24 protein-coding genes are annotated in these 25,289 nt (G+C 63.3%); 16 read left to right on the top strand and 8 right to left on the bottom strand.

The window, feature by feature from the left end; translation table 11 throughout:
* Positions 1–115 precede the first annotated feature (115 nt).
* From F474_RS20215 to F474_RS20205, 3 genes are all read left to right on the top strand, one after another.
* On the top strand, positions 116–931 hold the full coding sequence (locus F474_RS20215; RefSeq protein WP_097088023.1) for a helix-turn-helix transcriptional regulator: 816 nt from the start codon (positions 116–118) through the stop codon (positions 929–931).
* Between the two features lie 52 nt (positions 932–983).
* Complete coding sequence (locus F474_RS20210) at positions 984–2,027, top strand: Gfo/Idh/MocA family protein (protein ID WP_097088024.1); 1,044 nt, start codon at positions 984–986, stop codon at positions 2,025–2,027.
* Between the two features lie 95 nt (positions 2,028–2,122).
* Positions 2,123–2,914 (top strand): bifunctional 2-polyprenyl-6-hydroxyphenol methylase/3-demethylubiquinol 3-O-methyltransferase UbiG, encoded by a 792-nt coding sequence (locus F474_RS20205; protein ID WP_097088026.1) that lies wholly within the window; start codon positions 2,123–2,125, stop codon positions 2,912–2,914.
* 101 nt (positions 2,915–3,015) lie between these two features.
* Here F474_RS20205 and F474_RS20200 read toward each other — a convergent pair whose 3' ends face one another.
* Complete coding sequence (locus F474_RS20200; RefSeq protein ID WP_097088028.1) at positions 3,016–4,440, bottom strand: aspartate ammonia-lyase; 1,425 nt, start codon at positions 4,438–4,440, stop codon at positions 3,016–3,018.
* Positions 4,441–4,622: 182 nt separating this feature from the next.
* Here F474_RS20200 and F474_RS20195 point away from each other — a divergent pair, with 182 nt between their 5' ends.
* From F474_RS20195 to F474_RS20175, 5 genes are all read left to right on the top strand, one after another.
* Positions 4,623–5,540 carry a LysR substrate-binding domain-containing protein gene (locus F474_RS20195; protein ID WP_097088031.1) on the top strand — a complete coding sequence of 306 codons (918 nt, stop codon included), beginning with the start codon at positions 4,623–4,625 and terminating at the stop codon, positions 5,538–5,540.
* 188 nt (positions 5,541–5,728) lie between these two features.
* The gene (gene purE / locus F474_RS20190) at positions 5,729–6,220 is read left to right on the top strand and encodes a 5-(carboxyamino)imidazole ribonucleotide mutase (protein ID WP_097088033.1); all 492 of its coding nucleotides are present in this window, start codon (positions 5,729–5,731) and stop codon (positions 6,218–6,220) included.
* Between the two features lie 10 nt (positions 6,221–6,230).
* Positions 6,231–7,307 carry a 5-(carboxyamino)imidazole ribonucleotide synthase gene (locus F474_RS20185; RefSeq protein ID WP_097088035.1) on the top strand — a complete coding sequence of 359 codons (1,077 nt, stop codon included), beginning with the start codon at positions 6,231–6,233 and terminating at the stop codon, positions 7,305–7,307.
* 74 nt (positions 7,308–7,381) lie between these two features.
* Entirely contained in the window at positions 7,382–7,630 is a 249-nt protein-coding gene (locus F474_RS20180) for a GlsB/YeaQ/YmgE family stress response membrane protein (protein WP_097088038.1), read from the top strand.
* A gap of 50 nt (positions 7,631–7,680) precedes the next feature.
* A complete protein-coding gene (locus tag F474_RS20175) occupies positions 7,681–8,217 on the top strand; it encodes a DUF3299 domain-containing protein (protein WP_097088466.1) in 537 nt (178 codons plus the stop codon).
* Here F474_RS20175 and F474_RS20170 read toward each other — a convergent pair.
* Both F474_RS20170 and F474_RS20165 read right to left on the bottom strand, forming a co-directional pair.
* The gene (locus tag F474_RS20170; protein ID WP_097088040.1) at positions 8,214–9,113 is read right to left on the bottom strand and encodes a D-hexose-6-phosphate mutarotase; all 900 of its coding nucleotides are present in this window, start codon (positions 9,111–9,113) and stop codon (positions 8,214–8,216) included. The two genes, F474_RS20175 and F474_RS20170, sit on opposite strands and share 4 nt — an antisense overlap.
* A 58-nt stretch (positions 9,114–9,171) precedes the next feature.
* On the bottom strand, positions 9,172–9,573 hold the full coding sequence (locus F474_RS20165; protein WP_097088042.1) for an acyl-CoA thioesterase: 402 nt from the start codon (positions 9,571–9,573) through the stop codon (positions 9,172–9,174).
* 157 nt (positions 9,574–9,730) lie between these two features.
* On the opposite strand from F474_RS20165, the gene F474_RS20160 reads away from it, so the two are divergent.
* The 8 genes from F474_RS20160 (at position 9,731) to F474_RS20125 (ending at position 19,932) form a co-directional block, all read left to right on the top strand.
* Positions 9,731–11,020, top strand: coding sequence for an MFS transporter (locus F474_RS20160; RefSeq protein WP_097088044.1), 1,290 nt, complete (start codon positions 9,731–9,733; stop codon positions 11,018–11,020).
* Positions 11,021–11,099: 79 nt separating this feature from the next.
* The gene (locus F474_RS20155) at positions 11,100–12,137 is read left to right on the top strand and encodes a phosphate ABC transporter substrate-binding protein PstS family protein (protein ID WP_371919434.1); all 1,038 of its coding nucleotides are present in this window, start codon (positions 11,100–11,102) and stop codon (positions 12,135–12,137) included.
* Positions 12,138–12,239: 102 nt separating this feature from the next.
* Entirely contained in the window at positions 12,240–14,537 is a 2,298-nt protein-coding gene (locus F474_RS20150; RefSeq protein WP_097088049.1) for an ABC transporter permease subunit, read from the top strand.
* A gap of 14 nt (positions 14,538–14,551) precedes the next feature.
* Positions 14,552–16,222: a phosphate ABC transporter permease PstA gene (gene pstA / locus F474_RS20145; RefSeq protein ID WP_256577823.1), complete on the top strand. Its 1,671-nt coding sequence runs from the start codon at positions 14,552–14,554 to the stop codon at positions 16,220–16,222.
* 28 nt (positions 16,223–16,250) lie between these two features.
* On the top strand, positions 16,251–17,087 hold the full coding sequence (pstB, locus tag F474_RS20140) for a phosphate ABC transporter ATP-binding protein PstB (RefSeq protein WP_097088051.1): 837 nt from the start codon (positions 16,251–16,253) through the stop codon (positions 17,085–17,087).
* 57 nt (positions 17,088–17,144) lie between these two features.
* Positions 17,145–17,906, top strand: coding sequence for a phosphate signaling complex protein PhoU (phoU, locus tag F474_RS20135; RefSeq protein ID WP_097088053.1), 762 nt, complete (start codon positions 17,145–17,147; stop codon positions 17,904–17,906).
* Positions 17,907–18,077: 171 nt separating this feature from the next.
* Positions 18,078–18,980, top strand: a complete 903-nt coding sequence (locus tag F474_RS20130) for a response regulator (protein WP_097088056.1) — start codon at positions 18,078–18,080, stop codon at positions 18,978–18,980.
* 52 nt (positions 18,981–19,032) lie between these two features.
* The gene (locus F474_RS20125; RefSeq protein ID WP_097088059.1) at positions 19,033–19,932 is read left to right on the top strand and encodes a M23 family metallopeptidase; all 900 of its coding nucleotides are present in this window, start codon (positions 19,033–19,035) and stop codon (positions 19,930–19,932) included.
* On the opposite strand, the gene F474_RS20120 is transcribed toward F474_RS20125, so the two are convergent.
* The 5 genes from F474_RS20120 to F474_RS20100 all read right to left on the bottom strand — a co-directional run bounded on the left by F474_RS20120 (position 19,933) and on the right by F474_RS20100 (position 25,038).
* Positions 19,933–21,273, bottom strand: coding sequence for a hemolysin family protein (locus F474_RS20120; protein ID WP_097088062.1), 1,341 nt, complete (start codon positions 21,271–21,273; stop codon positions 19,933–19,935).
* A 109-nt stretch (positions 21,274–21,382) separates the two neighbouring features.
* Complete coding sequence (gene phoR, locus F474_RS20115) at positions 21,383–22,741, bottom strand: phosphate regulon sensor histidine kinase PhoR (protein WP_097088065.1); 1,359 nt, start codon at positions 22,739–22,741, stop codon at positions 21,383–21,385.
* A 34-nt stretch (positions 22,742–22,775) separates the two neighbouring features.
* A complete protein-coding gene (gene phoB, locus F474_RS20110) occupies positions 22,776–23,465 on the bottom strand; it encodes a phosphate regulon transcriptional regulator PhoB (protein WP_097088067.1) in 690 nt (229 codons plus the stop codon).
* A gap of 110 nt (positions 23,466–23,575) precedes the next feature.
* Positions 23,576–24,469 (bottom strand): 4-hydroxybenzoate octaprenyltransferase, encoded by an 894-nt coding sequence (gene ubiA / locus F474_RS20105; RefSeq protein WP_097088069.1) that lies wholly within the window; start codon positions 24,467–24,469, stop codon positions 23,576–23,578.
* Entirely contained in the window at positions 24,469–25,038 is a 570-nt protein-coding gene (locus F474_RS20100) for a chorismate lyase (protein ID WP_371916177.1), read from the bottom strand. The genes ubiA and F474_RS20100 overlap by 1 nt, the downstream gene beginning before the upstream one ends.
* Positions 25,039–25,289 lie beyond the last annotated feature (251 nt).

Here is a 25,289-nt window from a genome sequence, read left to right as displayed (position 1 = left end):
GAGGGCGCAAATGGTTGGCGATTGTGCCGCCGCTAACAAGTTCGCGGGTTGTTAGAAAATGGCGCGGGTTGATGCTACCTTCGCACCACCAAGCGCCAATCCGACGAGCCGAATCATGCGCGAGCATTTTCCGACCAACCTGCAGTTGCTTTGCCGTCACTACCGGTCAATCGCTGAGGTTTGCCGGCAACTGGGCATCAACCGTGCCCAATTCAACAGATACCTCAGTGGCCAGACCCAACCCACCCCCTTCAACCTCAAGCGCATTTGCGACTTCTTCGGGGTCGAGGAGTATGAAATCGGCCTGCCGGAAGAACAGTTCTCCCGACTGATCGGTGTACGTCGGCGCCCGTCCAGCGTGAAGGCAGACAAATCCGCCCCACGTGGCATCCTGGAGCACCTGCGGCAGTGTTCGTCCCCTGAACTGAGAGCCCTGACGGGGTACTACTACGAGTACTACCACTCCATGTCCATGCCTGGGCACATCCTCTGCGCGCTGGTTCACCTGCGCGAAGAGGGCGGGCACTATACCTATGAACGCAGCGAACGTCTGCAAAGCCGGGCTGGGCCCAGCGAAGAGTTCGAGCGCTATCGCTACCTGGGCGTGGCCTATTACCTGCAGAACCGGCTGTTCTTCGTCGATTACGAGTCGCTGACCTCCAACGAGATATCCCAGACCGTACTGATCCCCAGCTACAAGTCCCGGATCACCCGGCTCAATGGCCTGAAAATCGGCGTTTCTTCCACTGACCACCGCGCGCCGGCCTGCAGCCGTGTGGTCTGGGAGTACCTGGGCCAGCAAATCAACCGCGTCAGCACCTACCGAAAGGTGCGCCTTTACACCCCGGACTCTCCCGAGATCGATGACGACATCAAGGCTAGGCTAGCCGATACCCGGCTGCACAATGGGCTGTTCCAGATCGGCAGCTGAACCCCATGCACCGTTCGTCGCCAGGCACCACAACAATAAGAAGGGGCTACTGATGAAACGCTTGAGACTGGCCGTCGCCGGCACTGGCTTGATGGGCCGCCGGCATATCGAATTGATCCGGCAGCGTGCTGATTGCGAACTGATTGGCGTGGCCGACCCTGTGCCGTTGCCGCCAGGCGATCTGAACGTGGCGCACTATTCCGAGCTGGCCCAGCTGCTGGCCCAGGGGCGGCCTGACGGTGTGATCCTGGCAACGCCGAATGCCTTGCACGCCCGCCAGGCCGGGCAATGCATCGAGGCCGGGGTAGCGGTGTTGGTGGAAAAACCGGTGGCCCATAGCGTTGAGGAAGGCCGCCAACTGCTGGCCGCTGCGCAAGCTTCGGCCACTCCCGTGCTGGTCGGCCACCACCGCGCCCATAGCCCGGTGCTGGCACGGGCGCGCGAGATCATCGCCACTGGCGTGCTGGGTGACCTGGTGGCAGTGCAGGGCAGTGCACTGTTCTACAAACCCGCCGACTACTTCGATGCAGCCCCCTGGCGCCAGCAGCCGGGCGGCGGGCCGGTGCTGATCAACATGATCCATGAGGTGGGCAACCTGCGTTCTCTGTGCGGCGAAATCATCGCGGTTCAGGCCATGCAGTCGAACGCTGCGCGAGGTTTTGCGGTAGAAGACACCGTCAGCGTCGGCCTGCGCTTCGCCAATGGTGCGCTGGGCAGTTTTTTGCTATCCGATTGCGCCAGCAGCGCGCGCAGCTGGGAGCAGACCTCCGGGGAAAACCCTGACTACCCTTGCTATGACGATGAAGACTGCTATGTGATCTGCGGCAAAGGCGGCTCACTGGCGATCCCGACCCTGCGCCTCAAATACCACGCCGAACCGGGTAACCGCTCATGGTGGCGGCCCATGCAGGTCACCGTGGAGCACTTTGAGCGGCAAGACCCGCTGGTGGCGCAGCTGGCGCACTTCTGCCAGGTGATTCAGGGCAAGGCCGCGCCCTTGGTCAGCGTGCATGATGGCCTGCGCAACCTGATCATCGTCGAGGCCATCGCGCAGGCCGCCCTGACCGGGCAGGTGGTTCCCACGCCGCTGGCATGAGTGCACAGGCATGAACCTTGCGTCCGCCAGGGCGCACTGATGCCGTGCGTGCTTATTGACGCCTGCCGACTCCGGACCGAGCAAGAGACTGCCCTATGGCCATACCGCTAAGCGTAAAGATGTCGTTTCTGGACTTTTTCAAGGGGCTTTTCAAAGGGCGGCTGTTGATCCAGCGGCGCCTGATGAAACACCTCAAAGCGCAGCGCGCGCATTGGCCCAAACAGAAGCAATATACCCAGGGTTATTACTACCAAGGGCTGGAAGAGCTGGGCATCACCGGCGCCAAGCCTACCGGCTTTCGCTTTCGCCAATACGATGTCGACCCCTTGCTGGCCAACGCCGACGTGTTGGACATAGGCAGCAACTGCGGGTTCGTCAGTGCCTATTGCGCCAAGCGGGCACGCTCGGTGACCGGCGTGGAGCTCAACCCCTACCTCAACCGTATCGCGGTCGACACGGCGCGTTACCTGAAGCTCAACAACGTCACCTTCGTCGAGGATGACTTCACCCGTTTCGCCTGCGACCGCACCTTCGACGTCGTGCTGTCGTTCTCCAACCACCACACCATCGATGGCAACCTGAACATGGGTTTTGCCAACTACATGGAGAAGATTGCCGGCCTGCTCAAACCGGGCGGCTACCTGCTGTTCGAAAGCCACAACGTCTACGGCCCCGGCAAGGGTGGCGAGGGCGATGATGGCGACATGGAGGAGAAAGTCCGAATCATGAACCGCTGGTTCACCCTGGAGCGCCACCGGATGGTGCACTGCTTTCTGGAACACAACGTGTATGACGTGAACAAACTCTTCATCGTCGCGCGCCGCGCAGAGCAGCCCGAGCCTGCCGTGTTCAGCCTGTCGGAAGCGATCACCCGCTTTCACTATTAGCTGGCCATTTTCCAGGCAAAAAAAAGCCCCAAGGGCAGGGCCTCCGGGGCTTGAAAGGTGAGAGGTGTCTAGTCCCTCGACCTGGTGAGACGGTTCGGCGATCAGGCCTTCAGCGGCACCAGCCGCGGCGCGATCATGTTTTCCGGGCGCAGGATGTCGGCCAGCATGGCCTCGTCCAGCAACCCCTCCTCGCGGACCAGTTCCAGCACGCCGCGGCCGGTTTCCAGCGCTGTGCGGGCGATACGGGTCGCGTTCTCGTAGCCGATGTAGGGGTTCAGCGCGGTTACCAGGCCGATGGAGTGCTCCACCAGCTCGCGGCAGCGCTGTTCGTTGGCAGTGATGCCGACGATGCAGTGTTCACGCAGCATGTCCATGGCGCGTTGCAACAGGCGAATCGAGTCGAAGATCTTGTAGGCGATCAGCGGCTCCATCACGTTTAGTTGCAGCTGGCCACCTTCGGCGGCCACCGTCAGCGCCAGGTCATTACCCATGATTTCAAAGGCAACCATGTTTACCGCTTCCGGGATGACCGGGTTGACCTTGCCAGGCATGATCGAGCTGCCCGGCTGGCGTGCCGGCAGGTTGATCTCGTTGATGCCGGTGCGCGGGCCGCTGGAGAGCAGGCGCAGGTCGTTGCAGATCTTCGACAGCTTGACTGCGGTGCGCTTGAGCATGCCGGAGAACAGCACGAAGGCGCCCATGTCGGAGGTCGCTTCGATCAGGTCGGCAGCCGGTACCAGCGGTTGGCCGCTGATGGTTGCCAGGCGTTGCACGGCCAGCGCCTGATAACGTGGGTCGGCGTTGATGCCGGTGCCGATCGCGGTACCGCCCAGGTTGACCTCGGTCAACAGCTCCGGTGCCAGGCTGCGCAGGCGGTTCAGGTCTTCGGTCAGGGTGGTGGCGAAGGCGTGGAATTCCTGGCCCAGGGTCATCGGCACGGCATCTTGCAGCTGGGTGCGGCCCATCTTCAGCACATGAGCGAATTCCTCGCCCTTGGCTGCGAAGGCCTGGATCAGGCTGTCGAGGCTGGCCAGCAGGGCGTCGTGGCCAAGGAGCAGGCCCAGGCGAATGGCGGTGGGGTAGGCGTCGTTGGTCGACTGCGCCATGTTCACGTCGTTGTTGGGGTGCAGGTGCTTGTAGTCACCCTTTTGCTTGCCCATCGCTTCCAGGGCGATGTTGGCAATCACCTCGTTGGCGTTCATGTTGGTCGAGGTACCCGCCCCGCCCTGAATCATGTCCACCACGAACTGATCGTGGAAATCGCCACGGATCAGGCGAGCACAGGCTTCGCTGATCGCTGCATGCTTGGCATCGCTCAAATGGCCCAGCTCGCGGTTGGCGTCGGCTGCAGCCTGCTTGACCATCGCCAGCCCGATCACCAGCTTGGGGTAGTGCGACAGGGGCACGCCGGTCAGGCGGAAGTTGGTGACCGCCCGCAGGGTCTGGATGCCGTAGTAGGCATCGGCTGGAACTTCCAGAACGCCGAGCAGATCTTTTTCGGTGCGAAAGGATGCAGCGGAGGACATGATAGAGGTAGTCTCTGTGTTGGCCCGGCAAGCGCCGGAATGCAGCCAATACTGCGTCCTGGGGCTAAAACTGGCCAATGCTGTTCCTCGCTGGCCTATGCACAAACGGCATAACGATACATGTGACCTGCGTTGGCATGCGAGCGTGTGCAACCAGGTGCAACCCTCTCCGAGCGATTGCCATGAACCTCGAAACCAAATGGCTGGAAGATTTCAGCGCCCTGGCCGCTACGCGCAGCTTTTCGCAGGCTGCAGAACGCCGCTTCGTCACGCAGCCGGCCTTCAGCCGGCGCATCCGCAGCCTGGAGGCAGCATTAGGCCTTACCTTGGTGAACCGCTCGCGAACCCCGGTCGAGCTGACCGAGGCTGGCCAGTTGTTCCTGGTCAGCGCACGAACCGTGGTCGACCAGCTGGCCGAGGTGCTGCGCCACCTGCATCACCTCGAGGGCGGCCAAGGCGAGGTCGTGCAAGTGGCGGCCGCGCATTCGCTGGCGTTGGGGTTCTTTCCCGGCTGGGTCGCGCAGTTGCGCAATGAAGGCCTGCCCATGGCTACCCGCCTGGTTGCCACCAACGTGGGCGATGCGGTACATGCGCTGCGGGAGGGCGGCTGCGACATCATGCTGGCCTTCTACGACCCGGATTCGGCGATGCAGATGGACCCGGAGATTTTCCCTTCGCTGCATTTGGGAACCACTGAAATGCTCCCGGTGTGTGCCGCCGACGGCGAGGGGCGCCCGCTGTATAACCTTGATGCCGATGCCAGCGTGCCGCTGCTGGCCTACAGCGCCGGGGCGTTCCTGGGTCGCTCGGTCAGCGGCCTGCTGCGCCAGCGCAACCTTCGGTACACCACGGTCTACGAGACCGCGATGGCTGACAGCCACAAGTCCATGGCGCTGGAGGGCATGGGGGTTGCCTGGGTGCCACGGCTGAGCGTGCGCTCGGAGCTGGCGCGCGGCGAGCTGGTGGTATGCGGCGAGCCCCATTGGCAGGTACCGCTGGAGATCCGCCTGTACCGTTGCGCTCTGGTACGCAAAGCCAACGTGCGCCTGCTCTGGCGCCGGCTCGAAGCCAAGGCGGGAGAGGGCACGGCGAGGGCCTGATGCGCGTATCCGCGGCAGGGTGCCGAACAGCCGACGATTGCTACGCGCACCGCACATGATTGCGATATACTGCGCGGCCTTCGGCCGGTCAGCGCACAGGCCGGCTCCTTTGCCCCAAGCCACGCCCTGATGCGTGGCTTGTTGTTTTTTGACGCGCCGCACGGCGCCACGATGAATGAGGCTCGACGATGAGTGCACTGGTTGGCGTGATCATGGGCTCCAAGTCCGATTGGTCCACCCTTAGCCACACCGCCGATATGCTGGAAAAGCTCGGTATCCCCTTCGAGGTGAAGGTGGTTTCGGCCCACCGGACTCCCGACCTGCTGTTCCAGTACGCCGAGCAGGCCGAAAGCCGTGGCATCGAGGTCATCATCGCTGGCGCCGGGGGCGCGGCCCACCTGCCGGGCATGTGCGCAGCCAAGACCCACCTGCCGGTGCTGGGCGTGCCGGTCCAGTCGTCGATGCTCTCAGGGGTCGATTCGCTGCTGTCGATCGTGCAGATGCCGGCCGGTGTGCCGGTCGCAACCCTGGCCATCGGCAAGGCCGGTGCAATCAATGCTGCCTTGCTGTCAGCCAGCATTCTGGGTGCCAAGCATCCCCAGTATCATCAGGCACTCAAGCAGTTCCGCGACGAGCAGACCCGCACGGTGCTCGACAACAGCGACCCACGCCAGGCTTGAGGTTCAGACCATGAAGATCGGTGTCATCGGTGGCGGCCAGTTGGGCCGCATGCTGGCCCTGGCGGGCACTCCGCTGGGCATGAATTTCGCGTTTCTCGACCCGGCGCCCGACGCATGCGCTGCTGCCTTGGGTGAGCACCTGCGTGCCGACTACGGCGACCAGGATCACCTGCGCCAGCTGGCTGACGAAGTCGATCTGGTGACGTTCGAGTTCGAGAGCGTGCCGGCCGAGACCGTGGCCTTTCTGTCGCAGTTCGTGCCTGTGTTCCCCAGCGCCGAGGCGCTGCGCATCGCTCGCGATCGCCTGTTCGAAAAGTCGATGTTCAAGGAGTTGGGCATCCCGACGCCTGCGTTCGCCGACATCCTTTCCCAGGCCGACCTCGAAGCGGCAGTCGCCAGCATCGGCCTGCCAGCAGTGCTCAAGACCCGTACCCTGGGCTATGACGGCAAGGGCCAGAAGGTACTGCGCAGTGCCGCCGACGTGGCCGGCACCTTCGCTGAACTGGGCAGCGTGCCGTGCCTGCTCGAAGGCTTCGTGCCCTTCACCGGTGAGGTTTCGCTGGTGGCGGTGCGTGGCCGCGACGGCGAGACGGCCTTCTATCCGCTGGTGCACAACACCCACGAGGCTGGCATCCTGCGCCTGTCGGTGGCCAGTGCCGACCACCCGTTGCAGGCGCTGGCCGAAGACTACGCCGGCCGAGTGTTGGACAAGCTGGGCTACGTCGGCGTGCTGGCGTTTGAGTTCTTCGAGGTCGACGGTGGCCTGAAGGCCAACGAGATCGCACCGCGGGTGCACAACTCCGGGCACTGGACCATCGAAGGCGCCGAATGCAGCCAGTTCGAGAACCATTTGCGGGCCGTGGCCGGCCTGCCGCTGGGCTCCACGGCCAAAGTGGGCGAAAGCGCCATGATCAACTTCATCGGCAGCGTTCCCGAAGTGCCAGCGGTGCTTGCGGTCGAGGATTGCCACTTGCACCACTATGGCAAGGCCTTCAAGGCCGGGCGCAAGGTGGGGCATGCGACGCTGCGCTGCAGCGACGCGGCGACCTTGGAAAAACGCATTGCACAGGTACAGGCTCTGGTTTGAGTCGGAACCAACGCCAGCCCAGGGGCCTCTGATGGCTGACGCCGCGTTATGCGGCACGCTATCAGGAGAGTGTCATGGGGATTATCGGAACGATCATCATCGGTTTCATCGTTGGCCTGCTGGCCCGGTTTCTGAAACCCGGCGACGACAGCATGGGCTTCATCATGACCGTGCTGCTGGGCATTGGCGGCTCGTTGCTGGCAACCTACGGCGGCCAGGCACTGGGCATCTACCAGGCCGGCCAGGCAGCGGGCTTTCTCGGAGCGCTGGTTGGCGCGATCGTATTGCTGGTGATCTACGGCATGATCAGCAAGAAAAGCTGAATGAAGGGCGCTAGAATGCGCCCTTTTTCATGCCTGCGAGGCTGCCGCCGATGCTGCGAGCACTGTTGTTTTCCCTGATACTGGCCAGCGCGGCGGCCATGGCCGCTGAACCGCCCGAGACCGACTGGCTCGCGCTGATGCCCAAGTCCGATCAGAAGGCCTTGGAGCAGATGCCGGAGATCGACCACAACTCGCCTGAATCGGCCGGGCAGTTCACCAACAAAGGCGGCCTGAAGAACCCCAAGGGCCTACCTGCGGTGATGTATTCGGCCAAGACGGTCTCGGGGATGGACGGCAAACGGATTCGCATCGGTGGCTACCCCGTCCCGTTGGAAACCGACGCCAAGGGCCGTAGCACGGTGTTTTTTCTGGTGCCCTACCCAGGAGCCTGCATCCATGTGCCGCCACCGCCCCCCAACCAGCTGATCCTGGTGCGTTACCCCAAGGGGCTCAAGCTGGCCGACATCTACACGCCGCTCTGGGCGATCGGCACGCTGAAGGTCGAGAAGGTGAGCAACGACATGGCCGACGCCGCCTATGCGATGGATGCGTCGACCGTGCGGGTGGTCAGGGAGCAAGACCTCTAGAGGGCTTCGGTGCTCAGGCGATAGCCCAGGCTGTGACGTTCGCCCGGTGCCAGGGCGACAACGTCACCAAGCACGTTGGCGGTTTCGATGCAGAACATGTGCTGCCAGCCATCGTCGGCCATGTCTACGAACGCCGCAGCCCGCTCGATCCAGGGGTTCCAGATCACAGCGGATGCCGAACCGTGAGTGTCGATGAGCACCCGACGCTTCCATTCGTGATCATTGATGGCCAGCCGCTGGGGCGTGGCCAGGTAGATGCGGTCGGTTTCACCGGCCACTTCCAGCGCGCCCTGCTGGGTGCGGGTTTCCCAGTTTTCGAGGGTTTCGATGTATTCGAGGCCTGCGACCTCGTCCACGCTGATCTGGCGCACATCGCTTACCGCGAAATAGGTGTGCAACGCCTGGCTCAGCGTGATCGGCTGCTGGCCGAGGTTGCGGGTGGTCAGGTCGATGAACAGGTCGTCACCCAGCTCGATCGTCAGGCGCAGCTCAGCCTGATGTGGCCAGCCAGGCAATTGGCCGTTGGCCTGGGGCAGGGTGAAAGTGGCACGCACCGGGCCCGCCGAGCTGTCGATACCTTCGAGCACCCAGTTCACTGCCCGCACCAAGCCGTGGGCCGGCGCAGTGTCATCCGCTTGGCGCATGGCCTGAACGGTGTCGGGGTTTTTCGCGAGGTTGCCGAACCACGGCCAGCACACCGGTACCCCCCCGCGGATGGGGGTGCCCGGCTTGAAGAGGGCGTGGTCATTCAGCCATATCAGTGGCTGCTCGCCGTGCCGGCGGTAGCTGACGACTTGCGCACCCTGCTCGGTGACCAGTAATTCGGCGCGGCCATCATCGATGCGCCAGCATTTGAGATCACCCAGGTTTACCGCTTCGACCTTCGGCGTTGGCATGCGAACTTCCTCGTTCTGAACGTTGCGTGGGCGATTGACCACGCAGGCGCCGCCAAGTTTAGCTGCGCCGGGGCACCGAGCGCGTGCGGCCGCGGCTGTCGATGGCCACGAACACGAAGGTGGCCTCGGTCACCTTGCGCCATTCACTCGACAGCGGGTCGTCGCTCCACACTTCGACCATCATGCGGATCGAGCTGCGACCGGTTTCAAGGGTGCGGGTATAGAAGGAGAGCTGTGCCCCGACTGAAACAGGAACCAGGAAGGCCATGCGATCGATGGCGACCGTGGCTACGCGGCCGCCGGCCAGCTTGCTGGCCATGGCGGTGCCGGCGAGGTCCATCTGCTGGACCAGCCAGCCACCGAAGATATCGCCGAAACCGTTGGTTTCGCGTGGCAGGGCTGTGATCTGCAAAGCGAGATCGCCTTGGGGTATCGGATCTTCCTGTTCGAGTTCGATCATGCGGGATGCCTCTGGCCCGGGCGTTGAACGATGATGAGCGGCTCAGTATATAGAGCTGCAATGGCGCGCATAACCGTTCAACCACAGATATATGTGCTTTTTCAAGCTATTTGCTATCTTCGCACGCCTGCCAGCCTTCACTTATAAGAGAAATCCCATGAGCAGTGTGCCTTCCGACGCCGTGCCCAACGCACGGCCGTTGACCCGCAGTGACTACAAGACGCTTTCCCTGGCCGCATTGGGCGGTGCGTTGGAGTTTTACGACTTCATCATCTTCGTGTTTTTCGCAACAGTCGTAGGGAACCTGTTCTTTCCCGCAGAAATGCCTGACTGGCTGCGGCAGGTGCAGACCTTCGGCATCTTTGCCGCCGGCTATCTGGCCCGGCCGCTGGGCGGGATCGTGATGGCGCACTTCGGTGATCTGCTGGGGCGCAAGAAGATGTTTACCCTGAGCATCTTCATGATGGCGCTGCCGACCCTGCTGATGGGCCTGCTGCCTACCTACGCGCAGATCGGCATGGCTGCGCCCATCCTGCTGCTGGTGCTGCGTGTGATCCAGGGTGCCGCTATCGGCGGCGAGGTGCCGGGTGCCTGGGTATTCGTCTCCGAGCACGTGCCCGGGCGCAACGTAGGGTTTGCCTGCGGAACGCTGACATGCGGCCTGACCTCGGGCATCCTGCTCGGCTCGCTGGTGGCCACGGCCATCAACAGCGTTTACGACGCTCAGCAACTGGCCGATTTCGCCTGGCGCATTCCTTTCCTGCTGGGCGGCGTGTTCGGTTTTTTTGCGGTGTACCTGCGCCGCTGGCTGCATGAAACGCCGGTATTCGCCGAGCTGCAACAACGCAAGGCCCTTGCTGCCGAGCTGCCGTTGCGCGCCGTGCTGCGCGATCACCCGGGTGCGGTGGTGGTTTCGATGCTGCTGACCTGGCTGCTGTCAGCAGCCATCGTGGTGGTGATCCTGATGACGCCCACGCTGTTGCAGAAGCTCTTCGGCTTCACCCCGCGCGAAGCCTTGCAGGCCAACAGCATCGCCATCGTGTTCCTGAGCCTGGGCTGCATCGGCGCGGGCTATTGGGCCGACCGTGCCGGGGCCGGGCGCGTGTTCGTGCTGGGTAGCCTGGGGTTGGGCATCTGCACCTGGCTGCTCTATCACACGCTGGGCACCCACCCAGGCTGGCTGTTCCCGCTTTATGCCCTGACCGGGCTAATGGTGGGTACCATCGGCGCAGTGCCTTATGTGATGGTCAAGGCGTTCCCGCCGGTGGTGCGCTTCAGTGGCCTGTCGTTTTCCTACAACTTGGCCTACGCCGTATTCGGGGGGCTTACGCCCATGGCGGTCAGCATCATGATGAAGACCGACCCCATGGGGCCTGCCGTTTACGTGGCGGGCGTTTGCGTGATCGGCGTGCTGGTGGGGCTGTATCTGCTGGCGAAAAAGCGTTGAGCCGGGTTGGCCCGGTGCCTGAGTGGCGCCGGGCCAGTCATATTAGTGTCATGCAATTTTCATAAAGTGGCGCCGCCGGATGCGTCTGATCCTGGCCCTTTCCCCCAAGCCTGCCAGGAGCGCTGGTATGACCTTCAAGCTGTACGCTGGCGTGCTTGCCCTCATGGCCTGCCTCAACGTGGCACAGGCCGAGGTCGACCCGGCGCTGGCGGTGTACCAGAAAACCAGCGGTATTGCGGGCAACCTCAACAGCGTCGGCTCCGACACGTTGGCCAACGTGATGACCCTCTGGGCCGAAGCCTTTCGCCGCGAATACCCCAGCGTGAACGTGCAGGTGCAAGCGGCCGGTTCATCGACCGCCCCCCCGGCGCTCATCGCCGGCACCTCCAACCTGGGGCCAATGAGCCGCAAAATGAAGGATGTCGAGCTGCAGGGCTTCGAGCAGAAGTATGGCTACAAGCCCACTGCGGTCCCGGTGGCGGTGGATGCGTTGGCGCTGTTCGTGCACAAGGACAACCCCATCGCCGGACTGACGCTGGCCCAGGCCGATGCGATCTTTTCCTCCACTCGCTTGTGCGGTGCACCGGCGCTGGTGAAGACCTGGGGCGATCTGGGCGTGAAGGGCGACCTGGCCGACAAACCGTTGCAGTTGTTCGGGCGTAACTCGGTGTCCGGTACCTATGGCTTCTTCAAGGAACAGGCGCTGTGCAAGGGCGACTTCAAGCCTACTGTGAACGAGCAGCCCGGCTCCGCAGCGGTGGTTCAGGCCATCAGCACTTCGCTCAACGGCATCGGTTATTCGGGCATCGGCTATCGCACTGCCAACGTACGCACTGTACCCTTGGCGCGCCAGGCCGGCGGGCCCTACATAGAAGACAACGAAACCAACGCGCTCAATGGCACCTATCCCTTGGCGCGCTATCTGTACGTCTACGTGAACAAGGCGCCCAATCAGCCGCTACCTGCGCTGGAAGGGGAGTTCATCAAGCTGATGCTGTCGCAGGCAGGGCAGCAGGTGGTGGTCAGGGATGGCTATATTCCTTTGCCGGCCAAGGTGGTGCAGCGCACCCTGGTCGAGCTGGGGCTCAACGCCGGAAAATCGCCTGCTGCACGTTAGTGGCAGGTGCCGCCCATCCCCCGTTTCGCTTAGCGCAGACGGGGTTTTGGCATGCCTGAGCGATGTAATCTTTCTGTCACATGACGCCGTTAGGGTGTGCGGATGAACGACCTGACCCCCCCACCGGTGGCGCCCGGCTACCCGGCGCACCGCATCGACTTCAATGCGCCTGCGTTTCGGCGCAAGCGGCGCCTGCGCGCGTGGGTCGATCGGCTCACCCGCGGCTATGTCCTGGTAGGCGGGTTGGGTGTGCTGGCAGCGGTTACCCTGATCTTCTTCTATCTCGCCTGGGTGGTGTTGCCCTTGTTCCAGGGCGCCAGCCTGAGCGCCCAGCCGATGGTGGCCCCTGCCTGGCTGCAAGAGGCGGGCAAGCCCCTGCTGCTCACGGTCGAAGAGCAGAACCTGGTGGGCCTGCGGGTTTCCAGCCAGGGCGAAGTGGTGTTCTTCAACACCCAAACTGGCGCGCCATTGCAGCGTATCGCATTGCCGATTCCGCCTGGTGTGCATCTGGTGTCGGTCGCCAAAAGCCAGCCTGGCACGCCTTGGTTGGTAGCAGGGCTGTCCAACGGGCAGGCGCTGGTGATGCGCACCAGCTACAAGCTGGAATACCCCGATAACGTCAAGGTCGTCAGCCCTGTGCTGGAGTTCCCCTACGGCAAGGCACCCCTGACCGTGGACACCCATGGCCAGCCGCTGGAGCAGGTCGCGATCACGGTGTCCGATACGACCCTGCTGATCGCCGGCTCGAGCGGCGCGGCGCTCAGTGTGCTGTCGGTGGTCGAACGTGACGACGCACCTGCAGGCACCCTTGCAGGGCAGAACCGCCGTGAACAGGCCAATATCCTGCTGCCGCAAATGACCGAACCGGTCAAGGCACTGTTTCTCGATCCGCGCCAGCAATGGCTGTACGTCATCAACGGCCGCGCCCAGGCCGATGTGTTCGACTTGCGCCAGCGCAGCCTCAATGGTCGTTACAAGCTACTTGAAGACGGCAAGGCCGAAGTCACCGCCAGCCGCCAGCTGGTCGGGGGCACCTCGCTGATGATCGGTACCTCCAAGGGGACAATCAGCCAATGGTTCATGGCGCGTGATGTCGACGGCGAGCCCCGGCTGAACCACATCCGTGATTTCAAGCTCGGTGACGCGCCGATCGAGTTCATCCGTGCCGAAGAGCGCCGCAAGGGCTTCATCGCCCTGGACCATGACGGCGTGTTGGGTGTGTTCCACAGTACCGCCCACCGCACCCTTTTGACCCAACAGGTGGTGCGCCGAGGCGATGCGCTGGCGCTGTCGCCTCGGGCCGACCATGTGCTGGTCGAGGAGCAGGGCCGCTGGTTTCCTTTCGGCTTGAGCAACCCGCACCCGGAAGTGTCCTGGAGCGCGCTGTGGGACAAGGTTTGGTATGAGAACTACGACAAGCCCGAGTACGTTTGGCAGTCCACTGCCGCCAATAGCGATTTCGAGCCTAAGCTGAGCCTGGCGCCGCTGACCTTCGGCACCCTCAAGGCAGCGCTCTACGCCATGTTGCTGGCCGCCCCGCTGGCGATCGCCGCCGCCATCTACACCGCCTACTTCATGGCAGCGCCCATGCGCCGCAAGGTCAAGCCGGTGATCGAGATGATGGAAGCCATGCCCACGGTGATTCTCGGCTTCATTGCCGGCCTGTTCCTGGCGCCCTATGTCGAAGGCCATTTGCCTGGCATCTTTGCGCTGCTGTTGTTCCTGCCAGTGGGCATCGTGCTGGCCGGCTGGTGCTGGAGCCGGTTGCCCGCTGACTGGCGGCTCAGCCTCGCCCCCGGCTGGGAAAGCGCCGTGCTGATCCCGGTGATACTGATGGTGGTGGCCCTTTCGCTGTGGTTGAGCCCGCGCCTGGAAACCCTGTTGTTCGGCGGTGACATGCGCCAGTGGGTCGGCACTTACCTGGGCCTGGGCTTCGACCAGCGCAACGCGCTGGTGGTGGGCCTGGCAATGGGCTTTGCGGTGATCCCGACCATTTATTCGATCGCTGAAGACGCCATTTTCAGCGTGCCCCGGGGCCTGACCCATGGCTCGCTGGCGCTGGGCGCCACGCCGTGGCAAACGCTCACTCGCGTAGTGATCCTCACCGCCAGCCCCGGTATTTTCTCGGCGCTGATGATTGGGCTGGGCCGCGCTGTGGGTGAAACCATGATCGTGCTGATGGCCACCGGCAACACGCCCATCATGGACATGAACCTGTTCGAGGGCATGCGTACCCTGGCGGCGAACGTGGCGGTGGAGATGCCGGAGGCTGAGGTGGGCTCCAGCCACTATCGTGTGCTGTTTCTGGCGGCGCTGGTGTTGCTGCTGTTCACCTTCGTGATGAATACCCTGGCCGAGGTGATCCGCCAGCGTCTTCGCAAGAAGTACTCGTCGCTGTGAGCAAGGTAGGCAGGGTGAAGAAACAAAAATTTGCCGGCTGGGTCGCAAGCGGCGCGCCAGCGGTGTGGCTCAGCGCGGGGGCGGTGTCGGCGGCGGTGATCATGACCGTGGGCCTGTTGCTGGTGATCGCTGTACGAGGGTTGGGGCATTTCTGGCCGGCAGACCTGCAGCAGGCCAGTTACCAGGTGCCTGGCCTGTCTGCTCAGATGCTGGTCGGCGAGGTGGTGCAGCGCGAAGACGTACCCCGTGAACGGCTGCATGCCAGCGGCCTGCCCGTAGGCACCGACGGGCCGCCGATGATGACCCGCGAGCTGCTGAAGGTGGGCAACCGCGACCTCTACGGTAGCGACTTCGTCTGGGTAATTGCCGACTGGTTGCACGCGACCCAGGCACCGGCCGAGCTGGTGGCCTTGGAGCGCCGCGAGTGGGGCAACTTCTACGGGCGGTTGATCGATGTGCGTGAAAACGGCGAGGTGGTCGCCCACGGGGCTGACGCCTGGGCAGCCCTGCAACCGCGCTTGCAGCGGGTGCAGCAACTGCAGGCTGAGCTTGAGCGTTTGCAGGGTAAAGACGTCAGTGCCATCAACTATCAGCTCGAGCGCCTGCGCCTGCAGGCACGCAAGGATGAGCTGAACGGTGTGCACAGTGCGGCGGCCCAGGCTGACCGGCAAGCCCGCGAAGCTGAGCTCAAGGCCGGTTACGAACAGGCCGAAATGCGCCTGAGTGCCCTGCACCGGCAGATCGAGCGCGACAGCATCACGATGGCAGAGGCCGGCGGCAAGGCCGTGGCAATCAACCTCGGCCAGGTCGTGCACGCTTACCAGCCCAACGCCATGAGCGTGGGCGACAAGGCCAGGTTCTACTTCATCAAGCTGTGGGAGTTCCTCAGCACCGGCCCGCGTGAGGCCAACACCGAAGGCGGGGTGTTCCCGGCGATCTTCGGTACGGTGATGATGACTTTGATCATGGCTATCGTGGTGACGCCGTTCGGTGTGCTGGCGGCGGTGTACCTGCGCGAATACGCACGGCAGAACCTGATGACCCGCTTGATCCGCATCGCCGTGAACAACCTCGCCGGTGTGCCATCGATCGTCTACGGTGTATTCGGCCTGGGCTTTTTCGTGTACGTGGTGGGTGGCTCGCTGGACCGCCTGTTCTTTCCCGAAGCCCTGCCTGCCCCGACCCTGGGTACTCCTGGCCTGTTATGGGCATCCCTGACGCTGGCGTTGCTGGCGGTGCCGGTGGTGATCGTGTCCACCGAGGAAGGCCTGGCGCGCATTCCGCGTAGCCTGCGCGAGGGTTCGCTGGCCCTCGGTGCCACGCAAGCCGAAACCCTCTGGAAGGTCGTGCTGCCAATGGCCAGCCCGGCGATGATGACCGGGATGATCCTTGCCATTGCGCGTGCTGCGGGGGAGGTCGCACCGTTGATGCTGGTGGGGGTGGTCAAGCTGGCACCTTCGCTGCCGGTCGATGGCAATTTCCCCTACGTGCACCTGGATCAGAAGATCATGCACCTGGGCTTTCATATTTACGACGTGGGCTTTCAGAGCCCGAACGTCGAAGCTGCGCGGCCATTGGTCTACGCCACCGCCTTGTTGCTGGTGCTGGTGATCGCGCTGCTCAACCTGTCTGCCGTGGCGATTCGAAACCGCTTGCGGGAAAAGTACAAGGCACTGGACAGCTGAAGCTGCCCGGGCATCGAAGAGAGTGGCCATGGAGCGTTATACCCAACCCTTACGCGGCCGCGCCGAACTGGCGGCCCAGCGGCGCAGCCGGAGCCAGGCGCTGGAGCCGCACAACATCGCCGTGCAGGTCAGCGGGCTGAACCTGCATTACGGCACGAGCCAGGCGTTGTTCGATATTTCGCTGAGCATCCCGCGCCAGCGCGTCACCGCGTTCATTGGGCCGTCGGGCTGTGGCAAGTCGACCTTGCTGCGCACCTTCAACCGCATGAACGACCTGGTCGACGACTGCCGTGTCGCCGGCGAGGTGTGCCTGGAAGGCCAGAACATCTATGCCAAGGGGCAGGACGTGGCCGAGCTGCGCCGTCGCGTGGGCATGGTGTTCCAGAAGCCCAACCCCTTTCCCAAAACCATCTACGAAAACGTCGTCTACGGCCTGCGCATTCAGGGCATCAACAAGAAGCGCGCGCTCGACGAATCGGTGGAGTGGGCATTGCGCGGCGCAGCCCTGTGGGACGAGGTCAAAGACCGCCTGCACGAGTCGGCCCTCGGCCTCTCGGGCGGCCAGCAGCAACGCTTGGTGATCGCCCGCACCATTGCCGTGGAGCCGCAGGTGCTGCTGCTCGACGAGCCCTGCTCGGCCCTCGACCCGATCTCTACGCTGAAAGTCGAGGAACTGATCTACGAGCTGAAATCCCGCTACACCATCGTGATCGTGACACACAACATGCAGCAGGCCGCGCGGGTATCGGACTACACCGCCTTCATGCACATGGGCCGGATGGTCGAGTTCGGTGACACCGACACCTTGTTCACCAACCCGGCCAAGAAGCACACCGAAGACTACATCACCGGCCGCTACGGCTGAGCACAACCACGTACGCTGTCTTATCCCTCCCACCGGACGCTCCAAAGGGTTTAGATCATGATTGACAAGCACAGCCTCACCCACCACATCTCCCAGCAGTACAACGCCGAGCTCGAAGAGGTTCGCAGCCACCTGCTGGCGATGGGCGGCCTGGTCGAGAAGCAGGTCAACGATGCCGTCACCGCGCTGATCGAGGCTGACTCGGGCCTGGCCCAGCAGGTGCGTGACATCGACGACGAGATCAACCAGATGGAGCGCACGATCGACGAGGAATGCCTGCGCATCCTGGCCCGCCGCCAGCCGGCCGCCTCAGACCTGCGCCTGATCATCAGCATTTCCAAGTCAGTGATCGACCTGGAGCGCATCGGGGATGAGTCGACCAAGATCGCCCGCCGCGCCATCCAGCTCTGCGAAGAAGGCGAGTCACCGCGCGGCTACGTGGAGGTGCGGCACATCAGCGGCCAGGTGCGGGCCATGGTGCGGGATGCTCTGGATGCGTTCGCCCGTTTCGATGCCGACCTTGCGTTGTCGGTGGCCCAATACGACAAGACCATCGACCGTGAATACAAGACGGCCTTGCGCGAGTTGGTGACCTTCATGATGGAAGACCCCCGCTCGATATCGCGGGTCCTGAACGTGATATGGGTGCTGCGTTCACTGGAGCGTATCGGCGATCATGCACGCAACATCGCCGAACTGGTGATCTACCTTGTGCAAGGGACCGACGTACGCCATCTGGGCCTGGACCGCATGCGTGAAGAAGTTCAGCGCGGCGGGGCCGAACGGGCTAATGTTTCCCCTAAGGCGGGCGATAACTGAGATTGCCTGTGTTCCCGCGCCCGGCTTCGGCCGGGCGTTTTTGTCTGGGTCAGACGCAGGCTGACGTTCCGCCGGCAAGCGGCATCCCGATGTTCCAGGTAATTGGCTTGGCGATTGGCAATAGGCCATCAGGCAGCGGTATGCTGGGCGGGTAATCTTCAGGAGTGGTCGATGGCTAAGGTCAGTGTTCTGGTTGTGGATGATGCGCCCTTCATCCGCGACCTGGTGAAGAAGTGTCTGCGCAATGCGTTTCCCGGTATTCATACCGAAGACGCGGTCAATGGCCGCAAGGCCCAGGCCATGCTGGCCAAGGAAAGTTTCGACCTGGTGCTGTGCGATTGGGAGATGCCGGAAATGTCCGGCCTCGAGTTGCTGACCTGGTTCCGCCAGCAGGAATGCGGCAAGGGTGTTCCGTTCATCATGGTGACCAGCCGCGGCGACAAGGAAAACGTCGTTCAGGCCATCCAGGCGGGCGTGTCCGATTACGTAGGCAAGCCGTTCACCAACGAGCAGTTGCTGACCAAGATCAAGAAAGCCATGCAGCGCGCCGGCAAGCTCGAGCTGCTGCTCGGCGGCGGTGCGCGCCCGGCACCTACCAGCGCGTTGAATGAATCGCTCAGCGCGCTCACCGGTGGGCGCCCCGAATCGGTCGCAACTCGCGCTGCGGCCCCCGCTGCACCCGCGCCTCGGCCTGCTGCCGCACCGGCGCAGCCGGCGCCGTCTGCAGCACCGGTGGGGCGTGGCCAGGCTCAATTGCGCCTGGCCAGCGGGGGCTCGATGCAGGCGGTGATCAAGGCACTGAGCCTCAAGGAGGCGCTGCTGGTGGTCAAGCGAAGCGAACAGCTGCCTCAGGTGCTTGAACACGCCGTGATCGACCTGGAGCAGGGCGATAATGCCGAAACCGCACGCCTCAACGGTTACCTGCACGCCATCATGGCCTTTGAGCCCAAGCCCGACAGTGACTGGTTGCAGCTGAGTTTCCGCTTCGTCGACCAGGATGCCCAGAAGCTCGACTACCTGTCGCGCCTGATCGCGCGCGGCACTGCGCAGAAGCATTTCGTCCCGGGTGCATGACTCGGCGGTAGCCCCCGGCTATGCTCCGGGGGCCTACTGCCGTGGTACTGTCATGTCGATTCGCCCAGCCCTGCTGTTGCTACTTCTCGCCTTGGTTGCCCCACCCGCCGGTGCGCGGCCGACCGTTTACAAGTTCGTCGATGCCAACGGCGTGACCAACTACACCGACAAGCCCACCAAAGGTGCGCAGGTGTTCGTATTCAACGACCGCATGGATGAGCACCTGGAACGCCAGGTCCATCTGGAGCAGGCCAAGTCCCGCGGCAAGGTCACTTTCATTGCACGCAACGATCTGTTCGCCCCGGTTCAGGTGCGGCTGAGCTTCAAGGGCCTGGGCAATGCCGCCGGGGCGCCCGCGAGCATCAGCCGGGTGGTTCCAGCACGCAGCCAGGTCACGTTGCTCACCCTGGCGGCTCGGGCCCCTGATCAGCCGCTGCGCTACACGCCGGTATTCAACTATTTCCTCGGCGACCCAGGCTCGGCTGTCGGTGGCTACCGCTATGCGTTGCCGTGGGTCGGCGGGCCCTTCTATATCAGCCAGGGTGCCAACGGCCAGTACAGCCACACCGGGCCCAAGAGCCGCTATGCCCTCGACATCGCCATGCCTGTGGGCACACCGATCATCGCCGCGCGCGCCGGTACTGTGGTGAAGGTGGAGAACGACCAGAGCGGGCGAGGGCGCAACCCCGCCGGCAATTTCGTGCGCATCCTGCACGACGACGGCAGCATGGGCGTGTACCTGCACCTGATGCAGGGCTCAGTGGTGGTGCATGAGGGCCAGCGCGTGGGCGTAGGCGCGGCGCTCGCCCAATCAGGCAATACCGGGAACAGCACCGGCCCGCACCTGCACTTCGTGGTGCAGCGCAATACTGGCCTGGCGCTTGAATCGATCCCGTATCAGTTCGACCGGCCGGTGGCGCCGCTGCCCAACTTCGCGTTGGGCAAGCGTTGATCAAGCGAGCTTGAGCACCTTGGCCAGCACGATCTTCGGGCCTTTCATCTTCTTGATGATGATGCGCAGCCCTTCGACTTCAAGCACTTCCTCATCTTCGGGCACGCGCTTGAGCGTGTCGTAGACCAGGCCGGCGAGGGTTTCCGCCTCGATGTGGTCCAGGTCTACACCCAGCAAGCGCTCGACCTTGAACAGCGGGGTGTCGCCCCTGACCAGCAGCTTGCCCGGCTGATAGGCCAACACGCCGCGCTCGGCCTTGCGGTGTTCGTCCTGAATGTCGCCCACCAGCACTTCGAGCACATCTTCCATGGTCAGGTAACCGATCACCTTGCCATCGGCTTCTTCGACCAGCGCAAAGTGCGCCGAGCCTTGGCGGAACTGCTCCAGCAGGGCCGATAGCGGCATGTGGCGCGAAACACGCTCCACGGGGCGCAACAGCTCGTCGAGTTCGAAGCCCTCGGGGGTGTAGTCTTTGGCGGCCAGCTCCAGCAGCAAGTCCTTGATGTGCAGCAGGCCGACGAACTCGCCCAATTCGCTGTTGTAGACCGGGAAGCGGCTGTACTTGTGGCGGCGAAACTTCTCGAGAATTTCCGGCAGGGAGGCTTTGTGGTCCAGGCTCACCAGGTCTTCGCGTGAGTTGGCCCAGTCCACTACCTCCAGCTCGCCCATTTCCACCGCCGAGGCGAGCACGCGCATGCCTTGGTCGGATGGGTCCTGGCCACGGCTTGAGTACAGGATCAGCTTGAGCTCGTCGCGGCTGTAATGGTGCTCGTGGTGCGGGCCCGGCTCGCCTTGGCCTGCAATGCGCAGGATGGCGTTGGCGCTGGCGTTCAGCAGCCAGATGGCGGGGTACATCAGCCAGTAGAACAGGTACAGCGGCACCGCCGTCCACAGCGAAAGCAGCTCGGGTTTGCGAATGGCCCAGGACTTGGGCGCCAGCTCGCCGACCACGATGTGCAGGTAGGAAATCACAAAGAACGCAGTGAAGAATGACGCGCCTTTGATCACTTCGGCCGACTGCACGCCGACTGCTTCCAGTGCAGGCTCCAGCAGGTGCGCGAAGGCGGGCTCGCCAACCCAGCCCAGGCCCAGCGAGGCCAGGGTGATACCCAGCTGGCAGGCGGAAAGGTAGGCATCGAGCTGGCTGTGCACGGTGCGCAGAATGCGCCCGCGCCAGCCGTGGCGCTCGGCGATGCTCTCGACCTTGGTGGCGCGCAGCTTGACCATGGCGAACTCGGCGGCCACGAAGAAGCCGTTGAGCAGCACCAGGACGAAAGCGAAGATGATCATGCCGAAATCGGCGAACAGGGCGTACAGCGATAAACCGGGGGAAGGGTCCATGATGGAGTGTTTGGTAGTCCGTAGAAAGCGTTAGAGAGGCTCGTTTGGGAAAAATCCCACGCGAACATTGCAATTTAGCGGCTGATGCCGGCCTTGCCTAGAACAAATATCAGCCTTGGGTTCCGTCGGCTTGTCCCGGATCAATGCTGCTGGCGGAACGCAGATTGCGCGCCAAGGGGATTTGCGCCGGCGCAAAATGGCAGGTGAAGGTGCTGCCATGGCCTGGCACGCTGGTGATTTCCAGGCGCCCGCGGTGGCGCATCAGCACGTGCTTGACGATTGCCAGGCCCAGCCCGGTGCCTCCGGTGTTGGAGCTGCGGCTGGAGTCGACACGATAAAAGCGTTCGGTGAGGCGGGGGATGTGCTGTGCCTCGATGCCGATACCCGAATCCTTCACGCTCAGATGCGCGCCTTGCCCATCCTGCCAGAAACGGGCGAGCACCCGGCCTTTGTCAGGGGTGTACTTCACCGCGTTGAACACCAGGTTCGAGAACGCGCTGCGCAGCTCCGGCTCACTGCCCTTGAGCCAGCAGTTGGCTTCTACTTCAAGGGTGATGTCGTGGCCCCGTGTACCGGAAAGCGCGCGGGCGTCGCTGACGATGCTCTTGAGTAAAGCCTGCACATCGACCGGCTGGTTTTCCGACGGGTAGTCGGTGGCCTCCAGGCGCGCCAGCAACAGCAGGTCGTTGAGCAAGGTCTGCATGCGCCCGCCTTGCTGCTGCATTTGCTGCAGGGCACGCAGCCAACGTGGGTTGATGCCGTCGCTGTTGTCGAGCAGGGTTTCGAGGTAGCCGGTGATCACCGTCAAAGGGGTGCGCAGCTCGTGGGAAACGTTGGCGATGAAATCCTTGCGCATTTGCTCCAGCTGGTGAACGCGGGTCACATCACGCACCACCAGCAGGTGCTCATTGTTGCCGTAGCGTGTAATCACCAGCTGGATACGCACCTGGTCTTGTATGGGCGAGGCCATTTCCATGGGCTCGGCGTAGTTGCCGGCGTGGAAGTATTCGAAAAACCTTGGGTTGCGCACCAGGTTGGTGATCGGCTGGCCGCTGTCGCCTGGCGACCGAAGCCCCAACAAGGTTTCGGCGGCGTTGTTCCACCATTCCAAGTTGCCATCGCTGTCGAGCATGATCACACCGTCGCGCAGGGCGGCCGTGGAGTCTTGCACGCGGTCGATCAAGGCTTGCAGCCGATCACGGGCGCGGATGTCACGACGCTGAACGGTGTAGATGCTGTCGAATACATCGCCCCAGAGCCCCCCGGCTTCAGGCGGCGGCTCGTCGGGCTTGTGATGCTTGAGCCAATGGTTCAGGTGCAACAGCTGCCTGAGCGTCGCGGCCAGGTACAGCCCCAGGCCTACCGCAAGGCTGGCGCCGTAATGGTTTGTGACCAGGCCCACCAGCAGGCATGCGGTTACCAGAAGCGCAAGTTGGCGGATCAGGATACCGAGCCAGTTCTGATTCAATTACCGCGCATCCCTTCGACAGAGCCTGGCCTGCTCAGCTCTTGGTGGAGAAACGGTAGCCTGTGCCACGCACGGTCTGCACCAGGTTCTCGTAGGCATCGCCCAATGCCTTGCGCAGGCGGCGGATATGCACATCGACCGTCCGCTCTTCCACATAGACGTTGCCGCCCCACACCTGGTCAAGCAACTGGCCCCGAGTATAGGCGCGTTCCTGGTGGGTCATGAAGAACTGCAGCAGGCGGTATTCGGTCGGGCCCATCTCGGCCGGGCGGCCATCGATGGTGACGCGGTGGCTGACTGGGTCCAGCAACAAACCACCGACCTCGATCGGGGTTTCGCCATCGCTGGCGCCGGCGCGGCGTAGCACAGCCTTCAAGCGGGCAACCAGTTCCCGCGGTGAGAAAGGCTTGGTGATGTAATCATCGGCACCTACCTCAAGGCCCTGGATCTTGTTGTCTTCCTCACCCTTGGCCGTAAGCATGATGATCGGAGTGCTGGCGGTGAGCTCATCACGTTTGAGGCGGCGCGCCAGCTCGATGCCGGAAGTGCCAGGCAGCATCCAGTCGAGCAGGATGAGGTCGGGCTTGCGATCGACGATGATGGCGTGGGCCTGAGGGGCGCTCTCGGCTTCGAGGCAATCATAGCCGGCCATTTCAAGGGCGACGGCGATCATCTCGCGGATGGGCGCTTCGTCGTCGACGATGAGAATGCTTCTGCCAACCATGCTTAACCTCGTGTCAATCTTCTGCAATGTGCAGCATTAGATAACGGAATTATTGCAGCGATGTGACAGATGTTCCTTGGGGCATTGCCTTAAATACGCGCAAGCGCGGGCTAGCGCAGGGCGTAGTCCAGGGCAAGCCCCACGAAAATCACCAGCCCCGCCCAATGGTTGTGCAGGAAGGCTTCAAAGCACGCCATGCGCTCACGGCGGCGGGTTTTCCACGATTGCCAAATGAAACAGCCCACCGCCACGGCAATGCCAAGGTGAAACCAGCCCCCGAGCCCGAAACGCACGCCTGCCAGCAGCAGGCATGCCACCATCAGCCCCTGCAGGATTGCGATGATCAAGCGGTCGGAGTTGCCGAACAGGATGGCCGTGGATTTCACGCCGATGCGCAGGTCATCGTCGCGGTCGGTCATGGCGTAGTAGGTGTCGTAGGCGACCGTCCAAGCCAGATTGGCCAGGTACAACAACCAGGCTGCGGCGGGCACGTGGCCGGTTTCGGCGGTGAAGGCCATGGGCATGCCCCACGAAAACGCTGCCCCCAGCACCACCTGCGGGTAATGGGTGTACCGCTTCATGAACGGGTAGCAGAAGGCGATCAGCAGGCCGCCGAACGATAGCCATACCGTAGTGGCGTTGGTGCATAGCACCAGCGCGAAACTGGCCGCGACCAGTACGGCGAAGAACACCAGCGCTTCGCGGCTACGCACTCGGCCGCTGACCAGCGGCCGCTGCTCGGTGCGCTTGACGTGACCATCGACCTTGCGGTCGGCGAAGTCGTTGATGACGCAGCCGGCTGCCCGCATCATGAACACGCCGAGCACGAAGATCACCACATTGCCCAGCGAAGGAGCACCATCGCCAGCGACCCACAGGGCCCAGAGCGTGGGCCACAGCAGCAGGTAAATGCCGATCGGCTTGTCGATCCGTGCCAGCTGGATGAAGTCCCAGGCTCGCGGGTGCAGGCGGTTGAGTGAGCGCAGCATCTGTTGGTAGAGCATCAGCAAGCCTCGTCGGGCAGCCCGGTGGCGCGCCACAGGGTTGGCAGAAACACCTCGGTCACCAGCACCGACAGCCCTTGCTGGCCAGGGGCCTGGCGGTCGAAGCGCGAGCGCCTGGCCCACAGGCCGTGTGCAGCCACTTCGCGAGGCAGCCATCGGTAGGGGTAGCGGCAGGTATCGAAGGGTTGTCGGATGAACGCCGGGTCGCTAAACAGGAACTGCCCCAGCGAGCGCGTGCCCAGTGCCTGCAGCGCGAAATCGCAGGCCTCCAGCGCCTGGCGGCCGGCGACACTGCGGGCGAATACCCAAGGCTCGCCGCGGCCGCGCAGGAACACCTCGCGCACCCAGCCTTCGCTGCCCTCGGCAAGCCCCAGCGCCTGGCATTCATCGGCCCTCAAGGGCTGCCAGCCCTCGTGTAGGGGCGTGACGGTGAAGCGGTGCTCGGAGGCAATGGTCAGGCGTTGGGTGAGCGAGCCTGCATCAAACAGCCATTGCCGGATACCGGCGCTGGCCTGGTCGGCGTCGGGCGCCCATGTGATGGTTTCATCTGGCGAAATAGGGGCTGGCACGGTGACGTTGGCAGGCGATGAAAGGGGCTTGGAGCTTAGCATGATTGCCCTTCCGGTTGCCCGGCCCAGAGCCTGCCTCGAACACAGGGTATGAAGCCCCTGGCGAATATGGCCTGCACTCCGTCCGAAACAGCATTGCTCGGGCGCAGCAAAGCGGCAAAGCCTACTGGCGCGCGGGGCGGTGCCGTGCCATTCTCACCGCTACCCGCCCCATGGCAGAGCCTGCGGCCGGGCCAGCCCCGCTGCGTGTG

Origin of the sequence: Pseudomonas sp. URIL14HWK12:I12, assembly GCF_003097135.1 — a bacterium.
Classification (GTDB): Bacteria; Pseudomonadota; Gammaproteobacteria; order Pseudomonadales; family Pseudomonadaceae; genus Aquipseudomonas.
Note: the sequence above shows the minus strand (reverse complement) of the source record. Positions and strands in the feature narration are given on the sequence as shown.

What these genes read in the sequence shown, in the direction of transcription:
- F474_RS20180 (WP_097088038.1), top strand. Translation starts at nt 7,382, where the DNA reads ATGGGGATTATCGGAACGATCATCATCGGTTTCATCGTTGGCCTGCTG.
- F474_RS20120 (WP_097088062.1), bottom strand. Translation starts at nt 21,273, where the DNA reads ATGGACCCTTCCCCCGGTTTATCGCTGTACGCCCTGTTCGCCGATTTC.
- F474_RS20165 (WP_097088042.1), bottom strand. Translation starts at nt 9,573, where the DNA reads ATGATCGAACTCGAACAGGAAGATCCGATACCCCAAGGCGATCTCGCT.
- F474_RS20160 (WP_097088044.1), top strand. Translation starts at nt 9,731, where the DNA reads ATGAGCAGTGTGCCTTCCGACGCCGTGCCCAACGCACGGCCGTTGACC.
- F474_RS20215 (WP_097088023.1), top strand. Translation starts at nt 116, where the DNA reads ATGCGCGAGCATTTTCCGACCAACCTGCAGTTGCTTTGCCGTCACTAC.
- purE (WP_097088033.1), top strand. Translation starts at nt 5,729, where the DNA reads ATGAGTGCACTGGTTGGCGTGATCATGGGCTCCAAGTCCGATTGGTCC.
- F474_RS20200 (WP_097088028.1), bottom strand. Translation starts at nt 4,440, where the DNA reads ATGTCCTCCGCTGCATCCTTTCGCACCGAAAAAGATCTGCTCGGCGTT.
- ubiA (WP_097088069.1), bottom strand. Translation starts at nt 24,469, where the DNA reads ATGCTCTACCAACAGATGCTGCGCTCACTCAACCGCCTGCACCCGCGA.
- F474_RS20150 (WP_097088049.1), top strand. Translation starts at nt 12,240, where the DNA reads ATGAACGACCTGACCCCCCCACCGGTGGCGCCCGGCTACCCGGCGCAC.
- F474_RS20130 (WP_097088056.1), top strand. Translation starts at nt 18,078, where the DNA reads ATGGCTAAGGTCAGTGTTCTGGTTGTGGATGATGCGCCCTTCATCCGC.
- phoB (WP_097088067.1), bottom strand. Translation starts at nt 23,465, where the DNA reads ATGGTTGGCAGAAGCATTCTCATCGTCGACGACGAAGCGCCCATCCGC.
- F474_RS20185 (WP_097088035.1), top strand. Translation starts at nt 6,231, where the DNA reads ATGAAGATCGGTGTCATCGGTGGCGGCCAGTTGGGCCGCATGCTGGCC.
- F474_RS20155 (WP_371919434.1), top strand. Translation starts at nt 11,100, where the DNA reads ATGCGTCTGATCCTGGCCCTTTCCCCCAAGCCTGCCAGGAGCGCTGGT.
- F474_RS20125 (WP_097088059.1), top strand. Translation starts at nt 19,033, where the DNA reads ATGTCGATTCGCCCAGCCCTGCTGTTGCTACTTCTCGCCTTGGTTGCC.
- phoU (WP_097088053.1), top strand. Translation starts at nt 17,145, where the DNA reads ATGATTGACAAGCACAGCCTCACCCACCACATCTCCCAGCAGTACAAC.
- pstB (WP_097088051.1), top strand. Translation starts at nt 16,251, where the DNA reads ATGGAGCGTTATACCCAACCCTTACGCGGCCGCGCCGAACTGGCGGCC.
- F474_RS20205 (WP_097088026.1), top strand. Translation starts at nt 2,123, where the DNA reads ATGGCCATACCGCTAAGCGTAAAGATGTCGTTTCTGGACTTTTTCAAG.
- F474_RS20210 (WP_097088024.1), top strand. Translation starts at nt 984, where the DNA reads ATGAAACGCTTGAGACTGGCCGTCGCCGGCACTGGCTTGATGGGCCGC.
- F474_RS20170 (WP_097088040.1), bottom strand. Translation starts at nt 9,113, where the DNA reads ATGCCAACGCCGAAGGTCGAAGCGGTAAACCTGGGTGATCTCAAATGC.
- F474_RS20195 (WP_097088031.1), top strand. Translation starts at nt 4,623, where the DNA reads ATGAACCTCGAAACCAAATGGCTGGAAGATTTCAGCGCCCTGGCCGCT.
- F474_RS20175 (WP_097088466.1), top strand. Translation starts at nt 7,681, where the DNA reads ATGCTGCGAGCACTGTTGTTTTCCCTGATACTGGCCAGCGCGGCGGCC.